The sequence below is a fragment of the Amphritea sp. genome (genome assembly GCF_048266285.1).
Classification (GTDB): domain Bacteria; phylum Pseudomonadota; class Gammaproteobacteria; order Pseudomonadales; family Balneatricaceae; genus Amphritea.
Genome location: NZ_JBLWZV010000005.1, coordinates 77114 through 103465 on the forward strand (window position 1 = coordinate 77114; position 26352 = coordinate 103465).

Annotated in this window: 24 protein-coding genes and 7 tRNA genes; 16 read left to right on the top strand and 15 right to left on the bottom strand. The window is 50.9% G+C overall.

From position 1 onward, the window contains the following. The first annotated feature begins 55 nt into the window (after positions 1-55). Genes ACN0T0_RS08655 through ACN0T0_RS08670 form a run of 4 tightly spaced genes read left to right on the top strand, consistent with a single transcriptional unit; the run spans position 56 to position 4683 of the window. On the top strand, positions 56-691 hold the full coding sequence (locus ACN0T0_RS08655) for a paraquat-inducible protein A (RefSeq protein WP_417225137.1): 636 nt from the start codon (positions 56-58) through the stop codon (positions 689-691). Next, on the top strand, positions 684-1346 hold the full coding sequence (locus ACN0T0_RS08660; RefSeq protein WP_417225139.1) for a paraquat-inducible protein A: 663 nt from the start codon (positions 684-686) through the stop codon (positions 1344-1346). The genes ACN0T0_RS08655 and ACN0T0_RS08660 overlap by 8 nt, the downstream gene beginning before the upstream one ends. Continuing rightward, positions 1343-3985: an MlaD family protein gene (locus ACN0T0_RS08665; RefSeq protein ID WP_417225141.1), complete on the top strand. Its 2643-nt coding sequence runs from the start codon at positions 1343-1345 to the stop codon at positions 3983-3985. Before ACN0T0_RS08660 ends, ACN0T0_RS08665 begins: the two co-directional genes overlap by 4 nt. After that, complete coding sequence (locus ACN0T0_RS08670) at positions 3982-4683, top strand: hypothetical protein (RefSeq protein ID WP_417225142.1); 702 nt, start codon at positions 3982-3984, stop codon at positions 4681-4683. Before ACN0T0_RS08665 ends, ACN0T0_RS08670 begins: the two co-directional genes overlap by 4 nt. Before the next feature lie 52 nt (positions 4684-4735). On the opposite strand, the gene ACN0T0_RS08675 is transcribed toward ACN0T0_RS08670, so the two are convergent. The 3 genes from ACN0T0_RS08675 to ACN0T0_RS08685 are packed head-to-tail and all read right to left on the bottom strand — an operon-like array spanning position 4736 to position 7264. Beyond that, a complete protein-coding gene (locus ACN0T0_RS08675) occupies positions 4736-5380 on the bottom strand; it encodes a DUF2959 domain-containing protein (RefSeq protein ID WP_417225144.1) in 645 nt (214 codons plus the stop codon). Between the two features lie 19 nt (positions 5381-5399). After that, positions 5400-6398, bottom strand: coding sequence for a hypothetical protein (locus ACN0T0_RS08680; RefSeq protein WP_417225146.1), 999 nt, complete (start codon positions 6396-6398; stop codon positions 5400-5402). Positions 6399-6409: 11 nt separating this feature from the next. Continuing rightward, positions 6410-7264: an alpha/beta fold hydrolase gene (locus ACN0T0_RS08685; RefSeq protein WP_417225148.1), complete on the bottom strand. Its 855-nt coding sequence runs from the start codon at positions 7262-7264 to the stop codon at positions 6410-6412. A gap of 105 nt (positions 7265-7369) precedes the next feature. Here ACN0T0_RS08685 and ACN0T0_RS08690 point away from each other — a divergent pair, with 105 nt between their 5' ends. The 9 genes from ACN0T0_RS08690 (at position 7370) to ACN0T0_RS08730 (ending at position 17477) form a co-directional block, all read left to right on the top strand. Continuing rightward, positions 7370-8701: an efflux RND transporter periplasmic adaptor subunit gene (locus ACN0T0_RS08690; RefSeq protein WP_417225150.1), complete on the top strand. Its 1332-nt coding sequence runs from the start codon at positions 7370-7372 to the stop codon at positions 8699-8701. 3 nt (positions 8702-8704) lie between these two features. Continuing rightward, positions 8705-11860 carry an efflux RND transporter permease subunit gene (locus tag ACN0T0_RS08695; protein ID WP_417225152.1) on the top strand — a complete coding sequence of 1052 codons (3156 nt, stop codon included), beginning with the start codon at positions 8705-8707 and terminating at the stop codon, positions 11858-11860. 145 nt (positions 11861-12005) lie between these two features. Then, entirely contained in the window at positions 12006-13223 is a 1218-nt protein-coding gene (dapC, locus tag ACN0T0_RS08700) for a succinyldiaminopimelate transaminase (RefSeq protein ID WP_417225154.1), read from the top strand. Positions 13224-13234: 11 nt separating this feature from the next. Further along, a complete protein-coding gene (locus ACN0T0_RS08705; protein ID WP_417225156.1) occupies positions 13235-13579 on the top strand; it encodes an ArsC family reductase in 345 nt (114 codons plus the stop codon). Between the two features lie 108 nt (positions 13580-13687). Then, a complete protein-coding gene (dapD, locus tag ACN0T0_RS08710; RefSeq protein ID WP_417225157.1) occupies positions 13688-14719 on the top strand; it encodes a 2,3,4,5-tetrahydropyridine-2,6-dicarboxylate N-succinyltransferase in 1032 nt (343 codons plus the stop codon). A 79-nt stretch (positions 14720-14798) separates the two neighbouring features. Beyond that, a complete protein-coding gene (dapE, locus tag ACN0T0_RS08715; protein WP_417225159.1) occupies positions 14799-15938 on the top strand; it encodes a succinyl-diaminopimelate desuccinylase in 1140 nt (379 codons plus the stop codon). Between the two features lie 5 nt (positions 15939-15943). After that, positions 15944-16780, top strand: a complete 837-nt coding sequence (locus ACN0T0_RS08720) for a putative RNA methyltransferase (protein WP_417225161.1) — start codon at positions 15944-15946, stop codon at positions 16778-16780. Positions 16781-16783: 3 nt separating this feature from the next. Continuing rightward, positions 16784-17098, top strand: coding sequence for a hypothetical protein (locus ACN0T0_RS08725; RefSeq protein ID WP_417225163.1), 315 nt, complete (start codon positions 16784-16786; stop codon positions 17096-17098). Further along, positions 17091-17477 carry a hypothetical protein gene (locus tag ACN0T0_RS08730; RefSeq protein ID WP_417225165.1) on the top strand — a complete coding sequence of 129 codons (387 nt, stop codon included), beginning with the start codon at positions 17091-17093 and terminating at the stop codon, positions 17475-17477. The genes ACN0T0_RS08725 and ACN0T0_RS08730 overlap by 8 nt, the downstream gene beginning before the upstream one ends. Before the next feature lie 40 nt (positions 17478-17517). On the opposite strand, the gene ACN0T0_RS08735 is transcribed toward ACN0T0_RS08730, so the two are convergent. Further along, positions 17518-18000: a hypothetical protein gene (locus ACN0T0_RS08735; RefSeq protein WP_417225167.1), complete on the bottom strand. Its 483-nt coding sequence runs from the start codon at positions 17998-18000 to the stop codon at positions 17518-17520. A 62-nt stretch (positions 18001-18062) separates the two neighbouring features. Beyond that, positions 18063-18974, bottom strand: a complete 912-nt coding sequence (locus ACN0T0_RS08740) for a LysR family transcriptional regulator (RefSeq protein WP_417225169.1) — start codon at positions 18972-18974, stop codon at positions 18063-18065. Positions 18975-19073: 99 nt separating this feature from the next. Between ACN0T0_RS08740 and ACN0T0_RS08745 the strand changes: the two genes are divergently transcribed. After that, positions 19074-20060, top strand: coding sequence for a YeiH family protein (locus tag ACN0T0_RS08745; protein WP_417225171.1), 987 nt, complete (start codon positions 19074-19076; stop codon positions 20058-20060). A 35-nt stretch (positions 20061-20095) separates the two neighbouring features. On the opposite strand, the gene greB is transcribed toward ACN0T0_RS08745, so the two are convergent. The 10 genes from greB to ACN0T0_RS08795 form a co-directional block, all read right to left on the bottom strand. Further along, positions 20096-20572: a transcription elongation factor GreB gene (gene greB, locus ACN0T0_RS08750; RefSeq protein WP_417225173.1), complete on the bottom strand. Its 477-nt coding sequence runs from the start codon at positions 20570-20572 to the stop codon at positions 20096-20098. Positions 20573-20603: 31 nt separating this feature from the next. After that, entirely contained in the window at positions 20604-20765 is a 162-nt protein-coding gene (locus ACN0T0_RS08755) for a hypothetical protein (RefSeq protein ID WP_417225174.1), read from the bottom strand. A 185-nt stretch (positions 20766-20950) separates the two neighbouring features. Then, positions 20951-21026 (bottom strand) — tRNA-Lys (locus ACN0T0_RS08760). Between the two features lie 4 nt (positions 21027-21030). Further along, positions 21031-21106 (bottom strand) — tRNA-Asn (locus ACN0T0_RS08765). 16 nt (positions 21107-21122) lie between these two features. Continuing rightward, positions 21123-21213 (bottom strand) — tRNA-Ser (locus ACN0T0_RS08770). Between the two features lie 76 nt (positions 21214-21289). After that, positions 21290-21365 (bottom strand) — tRNA-Lys (locus ACN0T0_RS08775). A gap of 47 nt (positions 21366-21412) precedes the next feature. Further along, a tRNA-Lys gene (locus ACN0T0_RS08780) sits at positions 21413-21488 on the bottom strand. 4 nt (positions 21489-21492) lie between these two features. Continuing rightward, positions 21493-21568, bottom strand: a tRNA-Asn gene (locus ACN0T0_RS08785). 16 nt (positions 21569-21584) lie between these two features. Then, a tRNA-Ser gene (locus tag ACN0T0_RS08790) sits at positions 21585-21675 on the bottom strand. Positions 21676-21789: 114 nt separating this feature from the next. Beyond that, positions 21790-22857: an AraC family transcriptional regulator gene (locus tag ACN0T0_RS08795; RefSeq protein WP_417225176.1), complete on the bottom strand. Its 1068-nt coding sequence runs from the start codon at positions 22855-22857 to the stop codon at positions 21790-21792. A gap of 287 nt (positions 22858-23144) precedes the next feature. Here ACN0T0_RS08795 and ACN0T0_RS08800 point away from each other — a divergent pair, with 287 nt between their 5' ends. Continuing rightward, positions 23145-24959 carry a DUF1302 domain-containing protein gene (locus tag ACN0T0_RS08800; RefSeq protein WP_417225178.1) on the top strand — a complete coding sequence of 605 codons (1815 nt, stop codon included), beginning with the start codon at positions 23145-23147 and terminating at the stop codon, positions 24957-24959. 27 nt (positions 24960-24986) lie between these two features. Further along, complete coding sequence (locus ACN0T0_RS08805; RefSeq protein ID WP_417225180.1) at positions 24987-26339, top strand: DUF1329 domain-containing protein; 1353 nt, start codon at positions 24987-24989, stop codon at positions 26337-26339. Positions 26340-26352: the final 13 nt, after the last annotated feature.

Sequence of the window (26352 nt, forward strand, 5' to 3'; positions counted from 1 at the left end):
AGCCACAAATCTGGCATACTCTGAGTTCTGTTTTTCGGCAACGGTTTATATCGCAATGCATGGCACACCTGAACAACTGATCGCTTGTCACGAATGTGATCTGCTGATGGAACGGGTCGCAAACCAACCCAACGAGGATATTATCTGTCCCCGCTGCCATGCCCGTATCTATTACACCACCATCAACAGCATTGAGCGCCTACTCGCACTATCAATCGCCGGCCTGATTTTATTTATTCCTGCCAATATTTTTCCTATTTTGAGCTTACAGGTGTTTGGTCAGAGCCAGAGTGAAATTATCTTTCAAAGCGCCTTATCCCTCTTCGATGGCGGACTGGTATTGGTGGCGCTGCTGATTTTACTGTTCGCTATTGTGGTGCCGCTATTTCAGCTAGTGATTTTGTTTTATATCAGCTTTTCCCTGCACTATCACCGGAGTGGCGGGCTGCTACGTCAAGCGATGCATGGTTATCAACATCTACGCGGCTGGGGCATGCTGGAGATCTTTCTGCTCGGCGTATTGATATCGATTATCAAATTGAAAGATATTGCCGATCTTGAAATTGGCCTAGGACTTTACAGCTTGGCTGCGTTGATTGTTATCACCACCCTCAGCAGTGTGTTTTTTAACCCTCACCAGATCTGGCACGAGATCGACCTATACCGGCAAAAGGCAGCGTCTAATGAGTGATCAACGACCGCAATTTAGGAGCGCCCGAGAGAGCGGTTATCTACTCTGTATTGATTGTGAAAAACTCCACCCACTCAGCTTAGAGGGCGAGCATTGCGATCGCTGCGGTGCCCGACTGCACAGTAGAGTACCTAATTCGATGAACCTGAGCTGGGCGAGCCTCATTGCTGCAGTTTTACTATTCCTGCCGGCCAACCTGTTGCCCATTATGACCTTTAAATCCTTTGGTCAGGGCGAGCCGAGCACCATTCTGAGCGGCATTCTCCATCTACTAGATCAAGATATGCTGTTGATTGGCCTGATTGTATTGATCGCCAGTATTGTGGTGCCGGTATTAAAAATCATCGCCATGACTATTTTGCTGTGCACGGTGCAGTTTCGCTTGCAAACCAACTTACGACAGAAAACCCTGATGTTTCGCATCGTTGAGTGGATCGGACGCTGGTCAATGCTGGATATTTTTGTCATCGGCATCTTGGTGGCGCTGGTACAACTGGGTAATATTGCCCACATCGAAGGCAACGATGGGGCCACCGCTTTTGCGGTGGTCGTGTTGCTAACGATGTTTTCTGCTATCGTCTTTGACACACGATTGATTTGGGATAACGGCGTTACGGATCTACCCGCTAACGACGATCAAAAGGACACACCATGAGCACCTCTCAAACTGATAACACCCCCGCGACGCCGTTGGTCAAACGCCATCGCGCGCCTTCTGTGGTCTGGCTGTTACCCTTTCTCGCCGCCGTTATTGCCGGCTGGCTAGTGGTCAAAAGCTACCAAGATGCCGGGATCATGATCGAGGTTCAGTTTGAAACCGCAGAAGGGTTAGAAGCCGGCGTCACCCGGGTCATGTATCGCGGCCTCCCAGCGGGCATGATCAAAACGCTGAAGCTCAATGAAGATCTGAAGAGCGTCACCGCCATGATCGAAATGGAGAAAGAAGCGGCAGAAATTCTAGTGGAAGGCAGCCGCTTTTGGTTGGTCAAACCACAGATATCCCTCAGCGGCGTAAAAGGGCTGGATACCCTACTATCGGGTTATTACATTGAACTACAGCCCGGCAAAGGCAATGAGCGCTACAGTTTTATTGCTGACAATGAGCCACCGCCACCGCTGAAGAACCGACAGGGGCTTTACCTATCTCTGTTGGCCGATTCGGCGCAATCGATTCAGCGCGGCGCAAAAGTCTATTACCGTCAGGTTGAGGTCGGTGAAGTGATTAACTTCGGTCTAGCTAACAACTCCGAAGGAATTCGCATTGAGCTGTTTATAGAGCCAGCCTACCGCCACTTGATCACCGATAGTACGCGCTTTTGGAATGCCAGTGGTATTAGCCTCAAGGCTAACCTATCCCGTATCGACCTACGCTTTGGCTCATTAGCCGCCATTATCGCCGGGGGCATCAGTTTCTATACCCCACCGGGGGATGAGAGCAAACTCACGCCAGAGCATCAGTTCCACCTATTTCCTGACTTTGAAGCGGCGGAAGATGGCATCGTGGTCAATGTGAAGTTTCCAGCCCGCACCGATATACGCAAAGGCACTCGAGTCATCAGTGAAGGCATTCGTATCGGTCGCGTACAACATCTGCAGCTGAGCGAAGACTTGCAAACCCTCAACGCCCGCCTGCTTATCGATCCACGAGCCCGGCCACTGTTACGCGCCGGTAGCCAGTTCTGGTTGCCCACACCGAAGCTGTCGCTGAATCGTTTACAAAACATTGGCGATCTCATTCAAGGCGCGGCGATTGTTCTGCAACCGGGTAGTGGTGAAACGCAGTTTGATTTCACCGCCCTCAACAGCCCACCCGCCTATCGGCCAGGGATTGACGGATTGAATATTCGCCTAGAAAGCGACCGCTTAGGCTCGTTGGATTACGGCTCTCCAGTGATGTATCGCCAAATTCCGGTGGGTGAAGTGAGCGGCTATGAGCTGAGCGACGATGGTCATCACGTTATGATCTATGCCACCATCAAAGAACAGTACGCCTCACTGATCAAACACAACAGCCGCTTCTGGGAAGAGAGTGGTATTAAAGTCTCTGCCGGGGTCGATGGCGTGGAACTCGATAGCGGCTCGCTCAGCAGCGTCATTAACGGCGGCATTGCATTTTTCACCCCCGATACCGAAGACCAGAAAGCCGTCAAGCAGGAACACCCTTTCCACCTGTTCCGTAACTTCGATAATGCCAGCCAACAGGGCCGTCTGTTATATCGGGAAAACGCCGATAAACTCCCCCTGAGGGTCAAGGCCGATAGTCTCGGCTCAATTAGCAGCGGCGCACCGGTGCTGTATAAGCAGCTACCTGTGGGTACCGTCAGCCATTACGCTCTCGCTAAGGATGACAGTGTCATCATCCACCTACTGATCGATAAACCCTATCGCCACCTAGTCACCGATCAGAGTCGTTTCTGGAATGCCAGTGGCATTGACGCTAGCCTCAGCCGCAATGGCGTTAAAATTCACAGTGAATCGGTACAGACATTACTACGCGGCGGTATCGCCTTCGCTAATCTCAGCGACGGTGGCCATACAGCCAAGCCTCGCCAACTCTTTAAACTTTATAATCAACAACATAAGGCTCTACAAGGGGGGCCAGATATCACCGTCACCTTCCCACCCGGCCCCAATATCACCGTCGACGCCAAGGTCTATTTTAAAGGAGTGATCCTCGGGACTGTCGAGCAGGTACGACTGCTTGATAGCCAAGGCCGCGCTGAAACCCGTATCGCCCTTACCGAGGAAGGCCGTTTACTGGCCCGGCAAGGCACGCGTTTCTGGGTTGCCGCGCCACGCATAAACCTCTCGGGTATCGATTATCCCGAAACATTGATCGCCGGTAACCATATCGAAGCCCTGCCCGGTGATGGCGATCAACAACTCAGCTTTACCGGACTAGCCGAAGCCCCCGCGACCCGAAACTTACCCGGACTCAATATTGTCTTGCAAACACAGCAGCTCGGTTCTATTGATATTAATAGTAATATTTACTTCCGTGGGATGCCGGTCGGTTATGTTTCGGGATATGAACTCAGCGACGATAACCAGAGCGTAAAACTGTTTGTTAATATCAAACCGCGCTATCAATCGCTGGTCAGCAAAAACAGTAAATTCTGGAACATCGGCGGTATTGATGCAGAATTTGGCATTTTTAAAGGATTAAAAGTGGAAACAACCAATTTGGAAAGCTTGGTACAGGGAGGCATCGCCTTTAGCACCCCAGCCAAAAACAATCAGCCCGTCAGTTCTGGCTTTCAATTTGAGCTTTATGAGCAGGACCCTGACCAGTGAAGCCCGTTAAATTACTACAGCTCAGCCTAGTAACGGTATGCCTATTACAAGCCGGCTGCGCCACTAACTCGGCGAATAACTTCAAACTGAGCCATCTGGCTAAAAGTGATATCGACAGTGTCACCGATATGCATATCCAAGAGGTTAGCAAACTCTGTCGCCAACTAACCATAAAACTGTATAAACGTAACCCTCGGGAGCTGACCAAAGCCCCACCAGGCACCACGGTAAAAAAACGTTTAGATCAAATTTTCAGTGATCAGCGCATTAAAGGCTTTGGCGAACTCAACGGTGCTAAAAGCACCGCCGCCATCTCACTGAGTTTTAATGAGGCATTTGAGGGTGACCGAGTGTTTGCTTTAATGGCGGGTATCAGCAGTATGCTGTATGCCGCCTATAACTATCAGGACGAGTTTTATCTACTCGATGAGATCGATCAGCAGAAACTGTATAACAGTGCCCGCAATTTAGAGACCGTCTCTTGGCAGCTGAATAACCGTAAAGATGATCGCGGCGAACGTTATATTCTCAGTAATGGTTTAGGCACAAACGGCATCCGCAACCTCAGTTATGAACGACTATTTGGTAAGATGATCAGCCTGCAGGATATGATGGCCCTGCTGATTGCCGATACAACCAACCGTAATATCACCCGGGTGGTGCAAAGCGCTGCCTCGATGACCTTCTTGCCCATCTGACGCTAATCGCTGGGGCGGGCTCATTTGAGCCCGCACAACGGCATGAGTTACCCTACTGGCGCATCTCTTTAATAAACTGATCCGATGCCTGTATGGAGCGCTGCATCTCCACCAGCAAGCGATCGATATCCCGTTTGATGCCCCCAAACTCACCTTTCAATGAGCCTATCGCCCGCGCATTCAGGTTATGTTTGAGGAACAGCGTATTGTCCTTTAATGCTGCGAGCACCGGCTGCATCTTCGATTCAGAGCGTTTAAGGCGGGTATGTAGGCTGTTATAGCGGGCTTTAGTCTCTTTTAAGGATTGCGCACTTTGATTACGTAGCTTGCGACTAGTGTATTGATCCAACTCCTCCTGCCACTCCTCAAACAGTGCCGCGGCCACCTCTTCAACCTGACGAATATTATGACTCACCGATTCAGCCGCCGCCTCACTATCATCATAGGCCGACTGCATATCGTTATACACCGACTCCAGTTCACCGCCATCGAAGTTAACTACTTGGCGAAACTGTTCCAACGCCGAAACAAACTCCTGCTGGGCGTCATCCTGTGCACTGCGGGTGTCTTCAACTCGATCCACCAAAATATCTCTTTTATGAATCCCTACTTGCTCCATCGCGGAGTAGTAAGCACTCTGGCAACCACTCAACACCAATGGCAGCGACAACACACCAACAAGCATTAAACGTTTCATCTATTTCCCTTACATCGATTTACAGCGGTTTATTAATACGGATATGACTGATTTTATGATTTTCATTCAGCTCGAGACAGACATCCGCCCGGCCCGGCATCTCTTCGAGCATATTACGGGTTAGCCGTTCATAATGCTGAATAAATCGCCTAATTTCCCGTTCATTCATAATCCGCAGGTGCTGGGTGGGTTGCTGAGTATCATAAAAATAACGCACGCGCTCAGCCAGTTTTTTCTCCTGCTGAGAACGCCACTCAAACACCGACTCCATGCTTGGCACTTTGAGCATAATCAACACATCAATCATATCGAATAACTCTTTATAGCGACCATCAAGTTGCTGGTTAACATAGCTTCGCCAGAAGCCCAACGGATCTTCGCTACGCTCCAGATCATTAACCGATTCGGCCAACATCGCCTCCGGTTGAGCCGATGCGCCAACACACCAACCCTCCAACACAATCACATCCGCTTCACCGTGCCATTCCTGCCATAACACCGGAGGGCAGCGATCATCGATCGACTTATCAAACACCGGGATTTTGACATTACGTCCCTCTTCGCCGAATTCGCCTTTCAAGCCGCGGATCAGTTCAATGCCCAGTTCAACATCATGGGTGCCTGGCACTCCGCGAGTACTGAGTAACGGGTGAATAGAGTGCGCTAACCCTTCACGAGCTTCACGGGTTTTATAGAGATCATCAATCGACAACCCCACCACCTTAAGATTAAAACCCTCTTCGAGAATCACTTCCAACAGATTAAACAGGGTTGATTTACCGGCGCCCTGAGCACCATTGATACCCACCACCAACGGCCCTTGCTGCTGATCTTTTCGTGCCACCAACCAAGCACCTAAAGGCACATAGATCGATTCCAGCAACTCCACTAGCCCAATATCGACTTTCAAAGATTCTAGGGTTGAGGCAAAAGCACGTTCAACCCGGCGGATCGCTTCCTCACGTGCATCCTTCGTCAGACAAAGCTGATCCGATGGCCATTGACACAGTGCACTCATGATACGGTCTCCTAATTATTGACCCGATTATCTCGCAGCCACTGCTGTATTGCATTGATCTGTTCAGCTTCCATCAACGAGGGAGCATGAGTCATACCCGGAATACGGTAGAGATCCATATCCGGACGTATCTGCTGCATCCGCGTCACCGTAGCCTCACGGAGCACATCCGACTGATCTGCCCAAATCAACATCTGTGGACAACTCACCTGTCGCCAAAATGGCTCTAGATCGATATCCTCATCCTGTACTGCTGCGCTCTGCTCCGCAATCCGCGGGTCGTAATGCAATCCATATTGATCTTCCGCGATACGCCGGTGGCCATATTTCGCCAGATGTTGCCATTGCTCGTCATCCAACCCTTGATAGGCGCTATAAGTACGGCGCATATATTGTTCGACCTCAGCCACCGAGCTAAACCGGTGATCGCCTAAATACTGGGCGATGCGCTGTAAGGCTGCTTTATCGATAAAGCAGCCGATATCATTTAGCACCAAGGAACGGATCGGTGAATTGGGTAGGGCCGCCAAACACATACCGATAATGCCGCCCATTGAGGTGCCGACCCAATCGACCTGTTCGACATCTAGCCGCGCCAGTAATGTGACCATATCACTCATATAACGAGGAATATCATAAGCCACACCATCCGGCAGCCAATCACTTTCCCCACGGCCGGGCATATCTGGACAAACGACCCGGTAATCTCGCGATAGAGCCCGGGCCAAGGCATCAAAATCACGGCTATTGCGCGCCAAGCCATGCACACAGACCAACACACGTTCGTTATCCGCACTGCCCCACTCGTGATAAACCACCCGGTGAAGCCCTAAAGGGTTAAGCGCCATTACCGATCGGGTTCGCATCACTCTCTCCTGTTATCTGAAACGCAGCTAAGCTGTAAAGCTAACATCTACTAAAGAATTGTAAAGAGGAGAACAATTCTGCTTACTGTCTAAACCAGATGTATTATGATCAATCTCTCACCAAAGATTACCGATGGACACGTCATGGCGGAACAGCAACCTTTATCTTGGTATCAGCATAACAAGCGCTGGTTACTACCGCTGGTCATTTTAGCAGCGGCCGTGGCAATCTTTGTGATACTGAAAATGACTAAACCGACAGCGCCCGCCCGACCCGCTAAAGAGAAAGTCTGGACAGTCAGGGTTCTCCCCGCCGAACCGGCTCGTTATGCCCCCCAGTTATCCCTCTATGGCCGGATCGAATCGCCCTCCAGCAGTACACTATCCTCGTCGATTAATGCCTTTGTCGAAAAACGCCTAGTCGCCGAGGGCGAAAACGTCACCGCTGGGCAGCTGTTAGTACAATTGGATAACCGCGACGCATCACTGCTGCTCGCTCAGAAACAAGCCGATGTAGATCGTATTACCGCCCTGATTGCCGCCGAAAAAGTCAGCTATCAAGCCAATATTAAAGCGTTAAAAATTGAACAGGAACTCGTCAACCTTACCCAGCGTACTCTCGATCGCTATCAGGACCTGAGCCAGCGTAATCTCGCCAGCCAGACCCAGTTAGATGATGCTCGTCGCACCAAACAGCAACAAGCGCTATCCCTCAACAGCCGGCAACAGGCGATCGATGATCACCCCAATCAACAAGCCCAGCTCCACGCCCAGTTAAATCAGGCTATTGCCCTGCGTGATAGTGCCGCCCTCGATTTAGAGCGCAGTCAAATCCGCGCCCCCTTTACCGGACGTATTGCCGATATCAGTGTTGCGGCGGGTGAACGAGTTCGCAGCGGCGATACACTGTTAACCCTCTACAACACCCGCTCGCTAGAAGTACGAGCACAGATCCCTAGCCGCTATCTGCCACAACTACACCAACAACTCAATAACGGCCAACTCATTAGCGCCACCGCATGGCTCGATGGCCAAACCCTCGACTTGACCCTTGAACGTTTTGCCGCTGCGGTCACTAGTGGCAGCGCCGGTGTCGATGCGCTATTTCGGATCAATGCCGACAGTTATCGCGGCGAGCCGGGCCGTTCAATCTCCCTCGATCTGACCATGCCGATTCAGGACAATTTACTAGCACTGCCACCACAGGCGATTTTCGGCACCGATCGAATCTATACCGTGGAGGACAACCGATTACAGGCGAACAAGATTACCCGCGTGGGCGATATGCGTGACAATGAAGGTAAAGCCAAGGTATTAGTCCGGAGCGACCAACTACAAGCCGGCGACCTGATCTTAGCGACCCAGTTACCCAATGCGATCACCGGCCTCCTAGTCGAAGTCGCCAGCAATAAGCCCCAAGCGGCAGCGACGGAGTAAGCGATGTCGACCAATCAAGGGAATCAAGGGCCTTTCAAAAATCTAATCACCCTGTTTACCGAACACCGGGTCGCCGCCAACCTATTGATGATGCTAATGATTTTGGCCGGTATCTGGGGATTAAAAAAACTGAACACCCAGTTTTTCCCCACCTTTGAGCTAGACATTATCACCATCGCCGTCCCCTGGAGTGGCGCAGCGGCCGAAGATGTCGAAAGTTCTATCATTTTGCCCATCGAGCGGGAATTAAAATCGGTTAACGGTATCGATGCCCTCTACTCAACCGCCACGCAAAGTTCAGCCTCGATTCGTATCGAACTGGAAGAGGATAGCGATGTCGCTTACATCCTCGATGAGGTAAAACAAAAGGTCGACGGCATCACCAACTTGCCCGCCGATGCAGAAAAACCGATCGTGCAGCAGGTGATCCGTTATGACAATATTGCCCGCATACTCATCACCAGCCCCACCGCCAGCCAACAAGAACTACGAACATTGGCCCGCGAATATGAGCGAGAACTACTGCAGCGTGGCATTCGCAAAATCGACTTTGTCGGTCTGCCAGAAGAAGAGATTGCCATTCAAATCGGCTCCAGCAGCCTCCATGAGCTAAATCTCAGTCTGAGTGACGTGGCCCAGATTATCAATCAACGCAGCGTTGACCTACCCGCCGGCACTGCGGCGCAAGGAGATGGTTCTCGGCAGATCCGTAGCCTTAGCCAGCAACGGGATGTGACCGGCTTCAAGCAGTTACCTTTGATCACCGATAGCAACGGCCAGTTGCTCCGGCTAGGAGATATTGCCAGCATCGATTGGCGTAATCAGGACAACCAGACCTATCTGAGCTACCAAGGCCAGCCTGCGATTCAACTGCTGCTGCGCCGTACTGAAAACGATGACACCCTAGAAGCCGCCGCCATTATGCGCGAGTGGCTAACAGAACGGACGCCAACCTTGCCACCGGACATTCAGCTGATCGCCTTCGATGAGGGTTATGAAGCGATTCAGGATCGTATTAATCTGCTCGTCAAAAACGGGGTAAGTGGCCTGATTCTGGTGATCGCCATTCTCTTTCTCTTCCTCAATGCCCGTGTGGCCTTCTGGGTTACCATCGGCATTCCCGTCTCCTTTATGGCCACTCTGGCGGTACTTTACGGGATCGGTGGCAGTATCAATATGATCAGTCTATTCGGCATGATCATGGCGTTGGGTATTATTGTTGATGATGCGATCGTCGTCGGGGAAGATACCCTGACCCACTTACAGATGGGCGAACCCGGACTACAAGCGGCTATCGGTGGCGCGCACCGGATGTTAGCCCCGGTCATGGCCTCCTCGTTGACCACCATTGCCGCGTTTCTGCCGCTGCTGTTAATTGGTGGAACGATCGGCAATATTCTGATCGATATTCCCACCGTGGTTATCTGCGTTATTCTCGCCTCGGTGGTGGAATGTTTCCTCATTTTGCCGGGCCATCTGCATCACAGCCTTCATCGAGCCGCCGACCTACACCCCTCGGCCACCCGTATCAAACTTGATGCCGCATTCAATCATTTCAAGAATGGCCGCTTTCGTGGCTGGGTTGAAAATGCCATCGAATTTCGCTGGGTGACCATCACCATCGCCTTTGCCGCTTTTATTATTGCCATTGGGCTTGTCAGCAGCGGGCGGATTAAATTCAACTTCTTCCCCGCCGTTGAGATGGAAACCCTAAATGCCAATATTCAGTTCACCTCGGGCAGCAGCCCCGAACAGGTCGACAAATTCCTTCAACATCTGGATAAAACCTTACGCCAGACCGAACAGGAACTCGGCGGCGATCTGGTAAAAATGGCATTGCAGATCCACCGTAAAACGAATAGCAGCCGCACCAGCGAGGGCGCTAATCAGGGCGATGAATTTGGCGCGCTATATGTGCAGTTCACTCCGGTCGATAGCCGAGAGATATCCAATGGCCAGATCATTAAAAAGTGGCGTAGCAAGATCACATTGCCCGCTGGGATTGAGAAGTTCACCATTGACCTAAACCGCTCCGGTCCGCCAGGAAAATCACTCGAAGTGAAATTGGTGGGGGCCGATGTTGAACAACTTAAAGCCGCCTCGTTAGCGGTGCAGGATAGCCTGAGACAATATAACGGGGTCAGCAATGTCGATGATGATCTGCCGTTTGGTAAATCTCAGTTAATCTATGAACTCACCCCCCAGGGCAAAACCGCCGGTCTGACCCTCAGTTCCGTCGGCCGTCAGCTCAGATCATCCTTTGATGGTCAGTTAGTGCAGATATTTAATCGAGGGGAAGATGAAATAGAGGTCCGCGTGGTGCTGCCCGATAACGAACGGGATCGCTTCAGCGCCCTCGAAAACCTGCCTATTATTCTCCCCAATGGCAGCAGTGCCCCGCTGGCCAATGTGGTGTCATTTACCGATAAACAGGGCCTCGACCGATTGCAACGAATCGATGGCCAACTGGCGATTAAGATCACCACCGACCTTGATGAAGCGGTCGCCAATGCCAATGAGATTATCGCCGACCTGCAAGCGGGTAAACTGCAGCAGATCACCTCCGCTTTTGGGGTCGAAGCCAGTTTCGAGGGGCGTAATAAAAACCAGCGGGAAACCCTCGCCGATATGCAGATGGGGCTATTAATTGCCTTACTGCTGATCTTTATTATTCTCAGTTGGGTATTTTCATCCTATAGCTGGCCATTCGCGGTGATGTTGGCGATACCTTTGGGTCTGACCGGCGCCATCGCCGGACACCTGTTAACCGGCCAAAGCCTCACGATTCTCTCGTTGTTTGGCTGCTTTGGCCTATCCGGTATCGTGATTAACGACTCAATCGTACTGATTACCTTCTACCAAAAGCTGCGCAACGGCGGCATGGAGGTGCATAAAGCGATTGTTGAAGCCGCTTGCCAGCGTCTACGGGCAGTATTGCTCACCTCATTGACCACCATTGCCGGCCTCACGCCGATTCTCTTTGAAACCTCACTACAGGCGCAGTTCTTGATTCCGATGGCGACCTCGCTGGTATTCGGTTTGGCCTTCGGTACCGTACTGATCCTACTCGTTGTGCCAGCCCTGTTAGTCAGCCTCGAAAACGGCAAGGCCGCTTTCAAGCGTTTTACCGCTCGCCCACCGACAACGTTAAAACCATAAGCCGAGCCGCTGGATGCCTTAGCCCTTAGCCTCGTCAGCGGTGAGCGCAGATAAACGTGATTTGCGACCGGGTTTCATTGGCCTGTCGACTTCCATCCGGTATAATTTGCGATCTTTTGACAGCGGCTAATTACAAGGCATTTCAATGAATCCAGATCTGCAGAAGCTTCAGCCATATCCATTTGAAAAATTGGCTAAGCTGAAAGCCGGGGTAAACCCACCAACCGAGCTAGACCATATCGCCCTTTCTATCGGTGAACCCAAGCATCCATCACCCGCATTTGTGATCGATGAACTGAGCCGCAATCTGGACAAACTGGCGAACTATCCCACCACGGCCGGTACCATTGAGTTACGTCAAACCATCGCCGACTGGGCGACACGTCGTTTTTCACTCAAATCCGGCAGCCTAACCGGCGAACAAAATGTGCTGCCCGTGCTGGGCACCCGTGAAGCGATTTTCGCCTTCACCCAGTGCGCCATCGATCGAGCACCGGCCAGCCAAGCTACGCCGCTGTTAGTCTCGCCGAACCCGTTTTATCAGATCTATGAAGGCGCAGCCTACCTATCCGGTGCTGAACCTTACTACCTCAGTTGCGTTGCTGAGAATAATTTCGTGCCCGATTTTGATGCCGTGCCAGATACTGTCTGGCAGCGTTGCCAGCTGCTGTTCCTCTGTTCGCCAAGCAACCCTACCGGCGCGGTCACCGATGCAGCCACACTGACTAAGCTGATTGCCCTATCAGATCAGTATGATTTCGTGATCGCCTCCGATGAATGTTATTCCGAAATCTACTTCGATGAAGCTCAACCACCAGTTGGTTTGTTGGAAGTCTGCGCGCAATTGGGCCGGGATGACTATAAAAACTGCATGGTATTTCACAGCCTGTCTAAACGTTCAAACCTGCCAGGACTGCGTTCAGGGTTTGTGGCCGGCGATGCTAGCCTGATTAAACCCTTCACCAGCTACCGCACCTATCACGGCTGCGCCATGTCGATTCCAACTCAGCTCGCCAGCATTGCTGCCTGGAATGATGAGGCGCATGTGTTAGAAAACCGTGATAAGTACCGGGAAAAATTTACTGCGGTGGTTGAGATTCTAAAGCCAGTCATGGATGTCGACTTTCCAGATGCCGGGTTCTACCTATGGGCCGCCACGCCGATTGCCGATGACCTGTTCACCCAAGGGCTATTTGCACAACAGAACGTCACTGTACTGCCCGGCAGCTATGTTTCCAGAGCCGACCAGCAGGGCAACCTACCCGGTGCAGGCCGGGTACGAATGGCATTGGTTGCGACCTTGGAAGAGTGTGTCGAAGCGGCTTGGCGAATCCGCCGTTACGTTGAATCACTACAAGACTAAAGAGGCCGATAATGACCACTCTATATGGCATTTCCAACTGCGACACCGTGAAAAAAGCCCAGCGCTGGTTAACCACTAACCATGTCGACTTTAGCTTTCACGATTTTCGCAAAAATGGCCTCACCGAAACCCAGCTACGTGAGTGGGTTGCCGCATTGGGCTGGGAGACCTTGCTCAACAAACGTAGCACCAGTTGGCGCGCTCTCAGTGATGAGGTCAAAAGCAACATCGATGAGGCCTCCGCCATACGCGAGATGCTCGCCACGCCGACGTTGATTAAACGCCCGGTGCTGAGCCACGCTGGCGGCCTATTGGTCGGCTTTAAAGAGAGCGATTACAACACGCTCTTACCCTAAACAAATTAACCTTTTGCCTGACCGACCTGACATAACAGATCGGCTAACAACCACTATTTTAATGATCTTACGCTAAGGTCTTACGACAAGTTCTATGGAGTTACACACATGAGTACATTTGCATTTGGCCTAGGTATTGGCACTAAATCCTCTGACGGTGAGTTGCTGGAAGTTTATTATAACGGCCCGTTGTTAAACCCATCCGACGCGCTGATCCAAGCGGCAACCGATGCGGCGGGCTATGCCGGCGGCAACCAAGCAATTGAGCTATCTGCAGAGCAGCTAAGTGCACTGGAATCGGCCTTCTTAGCCATCGATGCTGAAGACCAAGCCGAGATCATTGAGATCTGCAAAGGCACTCATCAGCCAATGATTCTAACCGTGCTAGCCACCGATGCCGACCCTGAGTCTACCGCTGAGGTTTACCTCAAACTGACACTACTGTCACACCGTCTGGTTAAGCCTCACGGACTCAACCTCAACGGTATGTTTGGCAAACTGCCAAACGTGGCTTGGACAAACGAAGGCGCCATCGCGCTGAATGATCTACCAAAACGCCAACTGGCGGCACGCGCTCAGGGCCGTATTATCGATGTTCACTCTGTGGATAAGTTCCCTAAAATGGCGAACTATGTTGTCCCAGCCGGTACTCGTTTGGCAGCCACTTCACGTATTCGCCTTGGCGCACACGTCGGTGAAGGCACCACCGTTATGCATGAAGGCTTTATCAATTTCAATGCCGGTACACTGGGCGTTAGCATGGTTGAAGGCCGTATCTCCGCTGGGGTTGTGGTCGGTAACGGTTCTGACCTAGGCGGTGGCTGTTCGACTATGGGCACCCTGTCCGGCGGTAACAATGTGGTCATCTCCGTTGGCGAAAACTGCCTATTGGGTGCCAACGCAGGCTTAGGTTTACCACTGGGTGATCGCTGTACCATTGAAGCGGGTCTGTATGTAACCTCTAGCTCTAAAGTGACCCTGTTAGACGATCAAAATAACGAAGTGGCTACCGTTAAGGCGGCTGAACTGGCTGGTAAGCCAGACTTACTGTTCCGTCGGAACTCACAGAATGGTCGCATCGAAGTTAAGACCAATAAATCGGCTATCGAGCTGAACGAAGAACTGCACGCTCACAACTAAGTGTATCGTCTCCCGGGTGTTGCCATAGGCGGCACCCGATCTATTCTCCTCACCCATTGCCCGACGTTAAGGTAGCCCTATGCCCCAACTAACCCCCACTATCGAATTAGCCAAACAACTGATTTCACGTCGCTCCGTCACACCGGAAGATGACGGTTGTCAGGAACTGATGATAGAACGTCTCGAAGCAATGGGTTTTCATATCGAACGCCTGCAATTTGAAGAAGTAACCAATTTCTGGGCCCGTCGGGGCACACAGGGGCCGCTGTTCTGTTTTGCTGGCCATACCGATGTCGTGCCAACCGGGCCTGAAATCAATTGGAGCCACCCACCTTTCGACCCCATTATTGAAGATGGTTTTCTCTGTGGCCGAGGGGCTGCCGATATGAAAGGCAGTCTGGCAGCCTTTATCACTGCACTAGAACGCTTTATAGAGCACCACCCGGATCATGACGGCTCGATCGCCCTCCTGATTACCAGCGATGAGGAAGGCCCTTTTGTTAATGGCACCACTCGGGTGATCGGTCACCTAGAAGCGCGCAACGAGAAAATCACCTGGTGTATTGTTGGCGAACCCTCTAGTACCGAGAAAGTCGGTGATGTCATCAAAAATGGCCGACGGGGTTCCATTAGTGGCGACCTAACAATCCGAGGCGTACAGGGCCATGTCGCCTACCCTCATCTGGTGGAAAACCCGATCCATCTGGCGGCTCCGGCTCTGAATGATCTGGCCTGTGAGGTCTGGGATGAAGGCAATGACTTTTTCCCGCCCACGAGTTTCCAGATTTCCAATATTCATGCCGGCACAGGCGCGACCAACGTTGTCCCCGGCGAGATTAACGTACAATTTAATCTACGTTTTTCCACCGAAATTACCGCCGAACAGATCAAAGAGCGAACCTACGCTATTCTGAATCGCTATGGCCTGAATTTTGATGTTAACTGGACCCTCAGTGGCCATCCGTTTATCACCGACCGGGGCGATCTCGTGGATGCCTGCGTTGATGCAATCCAGTCCATTACCGGTTTAGATACCGAGCTATCCACCTCGGGCGGCACCTCCGACGGGCGTTTTATCGCTCCCACCGGCGCACAAGTGGTTGAGCTCGGCCCGATTAACGCCACTATTCATAAAGTGAATGAACGGGTCAAAGCAACCGATCTCGACACCCTGTCTTCGCTGTATGAAAACATTCTCGCTAAGTTGTTGGCACGGTAATCCTGATGAGTTTTGATCTAAACTGCCCCGTCTGCCTGCAACCCTTACAGGGTGACCTGAAGCATCTGGAATGCCCTGAACGGCATAGCTATGATGCGGCCAAGCAGGGCTACTGGAACCTCCTGCTCGCCAATCAGAAGCGCTCGAAAGATCCCGGCGATAATGCCGCGATGGTGCTAGCCAGACGTCAGTTTCTGGCGTTAGGCTATTATCAACAGCTGGCGGATACCATCGCCACCCGGCTCGCCAAACGTGCCACAGATTTAGTTACCCCCCGTATCCTCGATATGGGCTGCGGTGAGGGCTATTACACCCAACGGATGGAACAACAACTTGAACTGCACGCCAGTGGCTATCAGTTAGCGGGGCTGGACATCTCGAAACACGCGATAAAAGCAGCCTGCCGCCAGAGCAAAGCCGTTACTTGGATGGTGGCTTCCGGGGCACGGATGCCGGTGGCGGATGCCTCTCTAGACTTGATGACCGTGCTGTTCAGCCGCTTGATGCCAGAGGAGTTCAGCCGCACGCTAAAACCCGGGGCAGAGCTATTAATCGCCTATCCTGGTGATGACCATCTGATCGAATTGCGAACCCAGATCTACGATGAGGTACGTCACTCTGGCTTTACCCCCGAATCGGTATTAGCTGACACCTTTGAGCATCTGGCAACCGAAACGATTAGCTATCAATTCACACTACCGACCCCGGCCCAAATCGATCAACTGTTAGCGATGACACCCCATGGTTGGCGCATCACCCAAGCCGCGCGGGAGCGTCTAGCCGAGTTACAACAACTAGAACTCACCTTGGATGTTCGTCTGGCAAGCTTCCGACGGATCTAAAGCATGCGCCATCGCAGCCTAACACAGCGCCTACGTTTACGCCTGATACGCCGTGCCGATAATATCAAACAAAATTTGGCGATTCTGATGGTCGGCCTCGGCCTCTTTATGCTCGGTTTTATCACCTTAGTGCTGGCTCAATTTCTCTTAGCAGACAGCCTGCAGCGAGATATTATTGCCCTAATCGGCCTGATTTTTTTAATTGGCGGCGCAATCATCGCCGCCTTCGGCTATATTAGCCTGAGCATCCTGAGAATTTTTCGCTTTCTGTTAACCGACATTCAACCCAACAAGAACACAGACTCTCACCATGACTGATACCCAACGCCACCCCGATATTGAGATCTATATTAAAGACCGCTCATTGGATCGGATCAGCCAATGGCTGGAGAACATCTGCAGCCCCTTAAAGCGAGACTTTGAGCAGGGTCAGGTACACCATTTCATCGGCGTTATTGATGGCCATGAGATGCCAATCATGATTCACGAAAAAGTATCCGGCAAAGCCTGGACCAGTGTCTGGTTCAATTCAGATAAAACCCCGTGGATAAAAGATCTCGATTGCGCCGAACAAGCGGCCCGCGAGCTAGACACACAAATCCGCTGTATCGCCAGCGGCTGGACGTCGGGAGATGATCCGGATGAATGGTGGAAAGTCGACAACGGCACCGTCGAAAAAATTAACTGGCAGAGCTGATTAACGCACTGATAACCGTTTAAGCGAGTGCTCTGTCTAATTAAGCCTGAGCGCTAAACTGCTGCCCCGAACGATCAATCTGATCAATCATCAAACGCCCCGCCGATGCCAAGCCCATGCGGGCAAAATCATCACCCGCCGCTGCAGTGCTATAAGGGGTAGTCGTCTGAACCGACAAGTGACTCAGCAGATAAGCAAGATCCCCCGAATGATTTTCACTGACGGCACTATTCAAACGACTCACCACCTCATCGGTATAAAGTGAATCCGGATCAGGATATTCCGTAGGCTGCGCCGCCGGTAAACTAAATTCACTGGAAGACGTTTTTGTTTTTTGTGCCTGATATTCGGCGGCATTGATCAGACTCAACAGCATAGAGAATTGCGCACCCCGTCCCTCATTGACCGCTTGGGTCAACGACGAGGTGTAAGTCTCGATCCGCTGTTCTAACTGTTCAAGCCGTTCGATCTGCATCAACAACCACATATCAGGATTAAAATAGAGTCCGTTATAGATCGGCATAAACGGGAAAATCTTTAATATTATCGTAGACTTAATCCACGTCATTAACGCTCAGCAGTCAATTAGCCTCGATCAGATGAATCGCCCTCAGAGAGCGGCATCACCGGCACAGCCAAAAATTCAATAAACGCCCTCACCAATGGATTGATATGGGATTCAGGCGGCACCACCAGCGACATCTGTCGGGTCAACGCCAGCGGCGTCTGTAACACCACCAACTCGCCCCTGAGAAGCTCATCAGCAACCGCTAACTGAGATAGACAACCAATGCCGAGCCCTGCCTTAACCGAGCGCTTAATCGCCTCCTGACGATTCAGCGCCATCACCGAACCCAGCTGACCACCCACCTCCTGCAATGCGCGCTCGAATACTGCCCGCGTCCCCGACCCTTGCTCCCGTAGGATCCAGCGCTGCTGTCCCATTTGCGCCACCGTTAACACCCCCTCCTGAGCCAACGGGTGTGTCCGACTACAAAACACCTGCAGATGATCTTTTCGCCAAGCCACCGTCTGCAGCTGATGATGGGAAGCCGGCCCCTCAATCAAACCAATATGCGCCTGACCTTTTTCTAGCCGTTCCAGTACCCGCTGGGTATTAGCAATCTGTAAATCAGGTTCTACATCGGGGTGAAGGGTGAGAAAATCTGACATGATCTGGGGAAAAAGATAACTGGCAATCGTAACACTGGCCGCCACTCTAAATGGCCCACTAACCCCCTGACCATAAGGCGTTTTAAGGCTTTCGATATTGGCCAAAATATCCCGCACCCGAGGTAAAACCTCCTGACCGACATCGGTGATCTCCAATTCACGGCCGGTACGATTAAACAATCGATAAGCCAACATCGACTCTAACTCTTTTAACGCCTGGCTGGCCGCCGACTGACTCAACGCCTGCTCATCAGCCGCCGCCGTGAGTCGCCCTAGCCGAGCAGTGGCCTCAAATATTTTTAATTGCCTTAACGAAATCGCCATTGTTCGGTTTTTCTTATATCTAATGTTAGAAACATCCATTTTACTAAACATTCATAACATTAGAAGATGGCTGCGTCACTCACAAAGATGAGCAAAACGATGCCACGAATTATTCTGCTACCCCTTATTGCCGCATTAGCACTCGGACTTGCCAGTCTAGGCCCCATCGCACAACTGGGTCTAAGCGCTCTACCGCTGGCGATTTTAATCGGCATGATCTGGGGACACTTTGATCACCACCCACCAAGTAAAAATGATCAACGGGTCAGCCAGTTCTGCCAGCAACGCTTACTACGCGCAGGCATTGTGCTGTTTGGCTTCAGCCTGAGTCTAGAGCAGATCTTTGCCGTCGGCTGGCAAGCGCTGTTATTAGATGCGCTGATGATCTGCACTATTTTCAGCCTTGGTACCTGGATCGGTATAAAGTTTTTCAAACTTCACCGAGATGTTGCGATCCTAACCTCTGTCGGTAGCGCTATCTGTGGCGCCGCCGCAGTACTCGCCACCGAATCCGTACTAAAACCCAAACAGCAACATGTCACCATCGCCGTGGCCACGGTGGTGCTGTTTGGCACCTTGGCGATGTTTAGTTATCCTCTGATCTATCAGTTTGCGGGCATGACCGAGCAATCGTTTGGCATCTATATAGGCAGCACCGTGCATGAAGTCGCACAGGCCGTGGCGGCCGGTGAATCGATCAGTCCTGAGACCCTACAAACAGCGGTCGTCGTTAAGCTGATTCGAGTGATGATGTTAGCCCCGTTCATCCTGCTACTCAGCTCATTCCTGAGCAACGCCAGCAGCGGCCAAGCGGGTAAAGGCAAGGTGATCATTCCATGGTTTGTATTTGGCTTTATCGCCGCCACCGGCGTTAACAGCTTCGTCGTGCTCCCCGAGCAACTACTGGGCCTATTAAAAACCGCCAGCCAGTTCAGCCTAGCACTGGCAATGGCCGCACTCGGCCTACAAACCCGCTGGGTGACTATCAAGCAGGCGGGGCCTAAACCTATGTTGCTAGCATCGATTCTGTTTGTGCTGTTGATCGTGGGGGGGTATGGATTAAATCGGTTGCTGATTAGCCTGTAATCCGTGTTCGCAACCCTAACAGCAACCACTAAAAATCAGGTTTGCACATACTCAATCTGATTAATGTACCAATAGGCCTCACCGGCCGGAGTCCTGATGGCAACCTCATCGCCAACCTCTTTTTTCAACAGGCCTCTGGCCATCGGTGAGTCGATGGAGATGTAATCCTTACGCTCAAATATCTCATCATAACCGACGATGCGAAAACGCTTTACCTCGCCGTCTTCGTTCTCAATCTCAACCCAGGCACCAAAAAACACCTTACCCTCTTGTTCCGGCGCATAATGGACAATACCCAATTCATCAATACATTTGCGTAAATAACGCACCCGACGATCGATCTCCCGTAACCGCTTTTTATTGTACTGATAATCGGCATTCTCACTACGATCCCCCAGACTCGCCGCCCAAGTGACCTTCTGGGTAACTTCTGGCCGCTCTGTACGCCAGAGGTAATCAAGTTCCGCTTTAAGCTTATCGTAGCCTTCCTGTGTGATTAATCGTGCTTTCATCAGCCAACCATACCTTCAACATAAAGGTCTGCTAACGAGACATACCACTCGATATTAACAGACCGGAATAGACCACTTTTTTACCACAGAAGCCGGTTAGGAACACAGAAAAACAACCCTGCGACTCATCATGCGCTTTATTGGCAGACAAACAACCGGTGATGACTCTGGAGGTAGTACAAAGATTAGACATAAAAACCACCCAACGGTGGTCATTTATCATAAGCAGGTCTAACGGAGGACTTAGCTTGGTAGACCGCCGTCACAGGCGCTAGCGTTGTTTCGCTACACTCGGCCAGAGCCTAGCGGGACTTATTCTGTGCGTAGGGTAAATTTCGCGCATAAAAAAACCACCCAACGGTGGCCATTTATAAAAAGTGGTGGGTCGTATAGGATTCGAACCTATGACCAATTGGTTAAAAGCCAACTGCTCTACCAACTGAGCTAACGACCCACTATGGCTCCTCGAGCTGGACTCGAACCAGCGACCAATAGATTAACAGTCTACTGCTCTACCAACTGAGCTATCGAGGAACAACATTCATCGCTATGGCGGAGGGGCAGGGATTCGAACCCTGGGAGGGCTATTAACCCTCGCTGGTTTTCAAGACCAGTGCTTTCGACCACTCAGCCACCCCTCCAGCGATACGCTCTACAATAAAGCGCCTAAATCTCAAACATAAAAAAACCACCTAGCGGTGGCTATTTATGAAGAAGTGGTGGGTCGTATAGGATTCGAACCTATGACCAATTGGTTAAAAGCCAACTGCTCTACCAACTGAGCTAACGACCCACACCGAACTTCTTTTTTACCCCATACCACAACTCTGCTAAGAGAAGTGGTGGGTCGTATAGGATTCGAACCTATGACCAATTGGTTAAAAGCCAACTGCTCTACCAACTGAGCTAACGACCCACTATGGCTCCTCGAGCTGGACTCGAACCAGCGACCAATAGATTAACAGTCTACTGCTCTACCAACTGAGCTATCGAGGAACAACATTCATCGCTATGGCGGAGGGGCAGGGATTCGAACCCTGGGAGGGCTATTAACCCTCGCTGGTTTTCAAGACCAGTGCTTTCGACCACTCAGCCACCCCTCCAGCGAGGTGCCGTATATTAAAGGATTCCGCGTTTGTGTCAACACTTTGGAAGTGAAAAAGTTAATATTTGGCTAAAAATAGTCATATCCCTTTCACAACTCAGATTCTCGACCCTTAATTCATCCCCAGACGGTACTTTTCGCCATAGGTTTCACTGCGGCGGTACTCACCCGGTGTCATGCCGGTCCACTTTTTAAATGAACGGAAAAATGCCGAAGGCTCATCAAAGCCCATTAGCGCCGCCACATCATTGATCGATAGCTGCGGTGAATCCATATAGTTGATCGCCGCTTTCTTACGGCAATCATCCTTTATTTTCTGATAAGAGCTGTTCTCTTCGGCGAGCCGGCGACGCAGGGTCGACACGGACATATTCAGTTTAAAGGCCACCTCCTCTGCCCCCGGCAGCTCTCGGCTAAAGTCTTTCCCCAACATCACCTTAACCTGTGAACGAAGGCTTTGGTCGTTATCCACCATCACAATCAGCTGATAAGGTGCCGTTTGCAGAAAACCTCTTAGGCTCTCATCGTTCTGAATAATGGGATAGTCCAAATAACGAGCGGGAAACACGATGGCATTATCGTGCTGATCAAATTTAACCTCCGACTGAAACAGTGTCTCATAATGATAACTGTCCTCCTGCCGTGGGAAGGTAAAATACGCCGCTTTCAAGTCCAGCCTCGAACCGATCAACCAGCTAATAAAGTGATGCCACATCGATAGCCCTGTCCGCACGACACCGGCGGGTTCATTCTCCAACATCTCACGCACTTCTTCCGCAGGCACAGAGCTAACCGGGGCAAAGGAAAGCTTGGCATAGCGCCCTTTGCGCACTAATAGTGGTTTCACTTTCGTACCCCGGCAGATCTCGTAAAAAGCACTGCTGCGATAGATCGCCTTCTCTAAGGTCGAACAATGAATAATCGCATGACACATCATCCGAAACGTACCGTTTGGCACTCGCCCACCGGAGACCATACCGAATGATTCATCCTGTGCGGTCCACATAATGCGTTGATAGAGTTGACCGAATTTGACAGCGGAAAACTCTGTTCTTTGCTCAATTTCGGTAGGATCTATGCCCACCTCTGCGAGTAATTCATCGAGGTTGTAGCCCTGTTTCTCCACTTGAGAGAGCAAATATCGGACATAACCCGTTGGAACGGTGATGGTTTTTTCCATCTTTATTTCTCTTTTTTGCTTACTTTTTCTAATGTTACGTAATTCACCAGCTATTCTTTTAACTTATATCATGAAAAAATCTAAAATAAAGCCAAGACATTTTTTGTCAGTGATAATGACAGCTATTGTTATTGAGAAGGCAGGGCTTAATGAAGGATCATCTAAGCTGCCTTATTCAGATCACGCGAGCCGCAGGTATATACCTGATCAGTAGGCTGGCTATTATCCCGGTCAACCGGGTTTGGCTGAACAAACAAAAATAACAAGTTACCGAATAGGTGAAGCGAATGGCAAAGAGATCGATACGGACGTCAGCCCCCTGGCATACCACTCCTGTGCGCAATAAGCTCGCACAGAGTGTTACCCTAGCAATGCTGACAACCACACTGGCGGCTCCTGCGGCAGCCGTAGAATTTAACCTTGGAGAAATTGAGGGGCGATTTGATTCTCAGTTGTCAATTGGCTCCAGCTGGCGCTTGAACGATGCTGATAGCGACTTAATCTCAACAGCCAACGGCGGCACGAGTGCCGGTTCTGGCTCTTATGATGACGCAAATCTCAACTTCGATAAGGGACACTCTTTTTCGACGGTATTTAAAGGCGTCCATGATCTAGAATTACGCAAAGATAATATCGGTGCGTTTGTCCGTGGCAAGTACTGGTTCGACACCGAACTGAGTGATGGCGATCGCTCACATGGCAATACCGTCAATGGTTATTCATCCAATGATTCACTCAGCGATGATGGCTTCAATGATTATGCTAAATTCTCGGGTGCTGAAATCCTTGATGCCTATGTGTTTGGCTCATTTTCAGTAAACGAACAACCGCTTGATGTAAGACTGGGACGTCAAGTAATCAACTGGGGCGAAAGTACCTTTATTCAAGGCGGGCTCAACGCAATCAACCCCATTGATGTCAGCGCAATACGCCGAGCAGGGGTAGAGGTTAAAGAAGCCCTATTGCCAACGAATATGGCATTTGCATCTCTTGGACTGACCGATAATTTAAGTGTTGAAGCCTTCTATCAGCTGCAATGGGAAGCAACCGCTATTGATGGTTGCGGTACCTATTTCTCAAACAATGATTTCGGTGCTGAAGGTTGTGATGGTATCCGTATCAATTCCGCCTTAATACCACCGACTCAACAAGATGATTCCGCTTATTTTGGCACCGCTGGCGGTCTATTTGTTATCAACCGTAACGATGATGGTCGCCGTGAAGCCGATGATGGTGGTCAATTTGGTTTAGCATTTAGATATTACGCCGAAGAACTCAACAGTACTGAGTTCGGCCTATACTTTGCCAACTATCATAGCCGACTACCGATTTCGAGTGGTGTAAAATACACCGCAGGCGGTGTTCCTGGCGTATTTACCTCTGAATATTTTATTGAGTATCCTGAAGATACCCAAATGTTAGGTCTAAGTTTTAACACCACGGTTGGTACAGTCGCTTGGTCTGGGGAAATAACGCATAAAGTCGATGTTCCCGTTCAGATCAATGGACCATTACTCGTCTCTGCCATCCTAACTGAAGGGCTAGGTATGAGTAGTGGTAATGCCGCTGCTGACAACCTGATTGCTGGCTCAGCACCCGGTGGGGATGTTAATGGCTATACCATGTTCGACGTCACTCAGGTGCAAACCAGCCTGTTACAGTTTTTTGATAACACTATGGGGGCTAGCCGCTTAACGTTGATCGGCGAACTTGGCTGGACCCACATTAACGACTTCGATGAAGGCGCTAATGCACTCAAATATGGTCGCCACGGTACCTTTGGATATGCGGCAGGCGAAACTGATGGTTTTGTCACGCAAGACTCCTACGGTTATGTCGTTCGAGCCAGTCTTAATTACCCTAACGCCTTTGCCGGTATTAACTTAACGCCTCAGATCAGCCTCAAACATGGCCTTGGAGGTAATGGTCCAGAACCGGGAGCAGCCTTCCGCGAAGGCGAAAAGACAGCAACACTGAGTCTAACGGCTGATTATCTGAATCAATACCGGGTACAAATGGGCTATACCAACTTCTTTGGCGGTGACTACAACGCCATTAGTGATCGCGATTTTCTTTCACTCAGTGCATCGGTCTCTTTCTAAGAGTTAAGGAAAATAGGAGAATTTATTATGACGTTTAAATCAACGGCACTGATCCTTAGCTCAGTAATGGGGCTAGGCTTTAGTCTGCAAGCAATGGCTGCGGTTTCCGAGGCTGAAGCCGCTAAACTCGGCACGACATTAACCCCAATGGGGGCTGAGATGGCCGGCAATGCCGACGGCTCTATTCCTGCGTGGAAAGGTGGTTTACCGGCTGGAGGGGAACGTTTTAAAGACCCCTATGCAGGCGAACAACCACTCATGACGATTACCGCTGCCAATGCCGCCGAGTACCAGCAGCACCTCACGCCAGGCCAACAGGCGATGTTCGCCAAATATCCGGACACCTTCCGGATGAACATCTACCCGACCCACCGCAGTGCCTCACTGCCGGCGGTTCAGTATGATAATGCGCGTAAAAATGCCGTCAATTCAGCGCTGACCGACAATGGCAACGGCTTGAGCGGTAATACCCTAGAAGGTATCCCCTTCCCAATTCCGGGTAACGGTTTAGAAGCAATTTGGAACCATATGTCTCGCTACCGCGGCGGCGCACTTGAGCGAACCTTTGTGCAGGTGCCTGTACACGAAAATGGGAACTTCGTACCGGTCAAAATCACCGAAAAGATGTCATGGCCTAACTACCTCAAAGAGGGTCGTACTGAACAGGATGACAATATCCTATTTTACTTCGTACAGCAGATTAAGGCACCCGCCCGTTTAACCGGTAACGTGCTACTGGTACATGAGGCGCAAAACCAGATCGCCAAGCCCCGTCAAGCGTGGATCTATAATGCGGGTCAACGTCGGGTACGTCGTGCACCACAGATTGCCTATGATGCACCGGGTACCGCATCCGATGGACAACGAACCTCAGATAATCTCGACCTATTCAACGGCGCACCGGATCTATATGACTGGAAACTGGCCGGCAAAGAAGAGATCTACATCCCATACAACAGCTACAAACTGGCTGACCGAGGGCTGAAATATACGGACATCCTGCAAAAAGGCCATATGAATCCGGATTACGGGCGCTATGAACTGCACCGCGTCTGGAAAGTGGAAGCTACCTTGAAAGAAGGTGCTCGACATATCTACGCTAAACGGGTGTTCTATATTGATGAAGACACTTGGCAAGCAGCGGTTGTTGATCACTACGATGGCCGTGGCCAGCTGTGGCGTGTAGGTGAAGCTCATCAGATGCAGTACCAGGACGCACAGGTGCCTTGGTTAACCGCTGAAGCCCTGTATGACCTGCAATCTGGACGCTATTTAGTGGGTAGCCTGACCAATGAAGAGGGCGACGGTTTCGACTTTAATGCGCGCTTTAAGCACAGTGACTTTACCCCACAAGCGATCCGTCGTATGGGTATTCGTTAAGCACCGGCAATTA

Bases quoted from the DNA above. Each gene is read 5' to 3' on its own strand.
- ACN0T0_RS08740 (WP_417225169.1), bottom strand. From the start codon at position 18,974: ATGGCGATTTCGTTAAGGCAATTAAAAATATTTGAGGCCACTGCTCGG.
- ACN0T0_RS08660 (WP_417225139.1), top strand. From the start codon at position 684: ATGAGTGATCAACGACCGCAATTTAGGAGCGCCCGAGAGAGCGGTTAT.
- ACN0T0_RS08725 (WP_417225163.1), top strand. From the start codon at position 16,784: ATGCGCCATCGCAGCCTAACACAGCGCCTACGTTTACGCCTGATACGC.
- ACN0T0_RS08690 (WP_417225150.1), top strand. From the start codon at position 7,370: ATGATCAATCTCTCACCAAAGATTACCGATGGACACGTCATGGCGGAA.
- ACN0T0_RS08795 (WP_417225176.1), bottom strand. From the start codon at position 22,857: ATGGAAAAAACCATCACCGTTCCAACGGGTTATGTCCGATATTTGCTC.
- ACN0T0_RS08800 (WP_417225178.1), top strand. From the start codon at position 23,145: ATGGCAAAGAGATCGATACGGACGTCAGCCCCCTGGCATACCACTCCT.
- ACN0T0_RS08655 (WP_417225137.1), top strand. From the start codon at position 56: ATGCATGGCACACCTGAACAACTGATCGCTTGTCACGAATGTGATCTG.
- ACN0T0_RS08665 (WP_417225141.1), top strand. From the start codon at position 1,343: ATGAGCACCTCTCAAACTGATAACACCCCCGCGACGCCGTTGGTCAAA.
- ACN0T0_RS08730 (WP_417225165.1), top strand. From the start codon at position 17,091: ATGACTGATACCCAACGCCACCCCGATATTGAGATCTATATTAAAGAC.
- ACN0T0_RS08680 (WP_417225146.1), bottom strand. From the start codon at position 6,398: ATGAGTGCACTGTGTCAATGGCCATCGGATCAGCTTTGTCTGACGAAG.
- dapC (WP_417225154.1), top strand. From the start codon at position 12,006: ATGAATCCAGATCTGCAGAAGCTTCAGCCATATCCATTTGAAAAATTG.
- greB (WP_417225173.1), bottom strand. From the start codon at position 20,572: ATGAAAGCACGATTAATCACACAGGAAGGCTACGATAAGCTTAAAGCG.
- dapE (WP_417225159.1), top strand. From the start codon at position 14,799: ATGCCCCAACTAACCCCCACTATCGAATTAGCCAAACAACTGATTTCA.
- ACN0T0_RS08745 (WP_417225171.1), top strand. From the start codon at position 19,074: ATGCCACGAATTATTCTGCTACCCCTTATTGCCGCATTAGCACTCGGA.
- ACN0T0_RS08695 (WP_417225152.1), top strand. From the start codon at position 8,705: ATGTCGACCAATCAAGGGAATCAAGGGCCTTTCAAAAATCTAATCACC.
- ACN0T0_RS08720 (WP_417225161.1), top strand. From the start codon at position 15,944: ATGAGTTTTGATCTAAACTGCCCCGTCTGCCTGCAACCCTTACAGGGT.
- ACN0T0_RS08735 (WP_417225167.1), bottom strand. From the start codon at position 18,000: ATGCCGATCTATAACGGACTCTATTTTAATCCTGATATGTGGTTGTTG.
- ACN0T0_RS08675 (WP_417225144.1), bottom strand. From the start codon at position 5,380: ATGAAACGTTTAATGCTTGTTGGTGTGTTGTCGCTGCCATTGGTGTTG.
- ACN0T0_RS08685 (WP_417225148.1), bottom strand. From the start codon at position 7,264: ATGCGAACCCGATCGGTAATGGCGCTTAACCCTTTAGGGCTTCACCGG.
- dapD (WP_417225157.1), top strand. From the start codon at position 13,688: ATGAGTACATTTGCATTTGGCCTAGGTATTGGCACTAAATCCTCTGAC.
- ACN0T0_RS08805 (WP_417225180.1), top strand. From the start codon at position 24,987: ATGACGTTTAAATCAACGGCACTGATCCTTAGCTCAGTAATGGGGCTA.
- ACN0T0_RS08755 (WP_417225174.1), bottom strand. From the start codon at position 20,765: ATGTCTAATCTTTGTACTACCTCCAGAGTCATCACCGGTTGTTTGTCT.
- ACN0T0_RS08705 (WP_417225156.1), top strand. From the start codon at position 13,235: ATGACCACTCTATATGGCATTTCCAACTGCGACACCGTGAAAAAAGCC.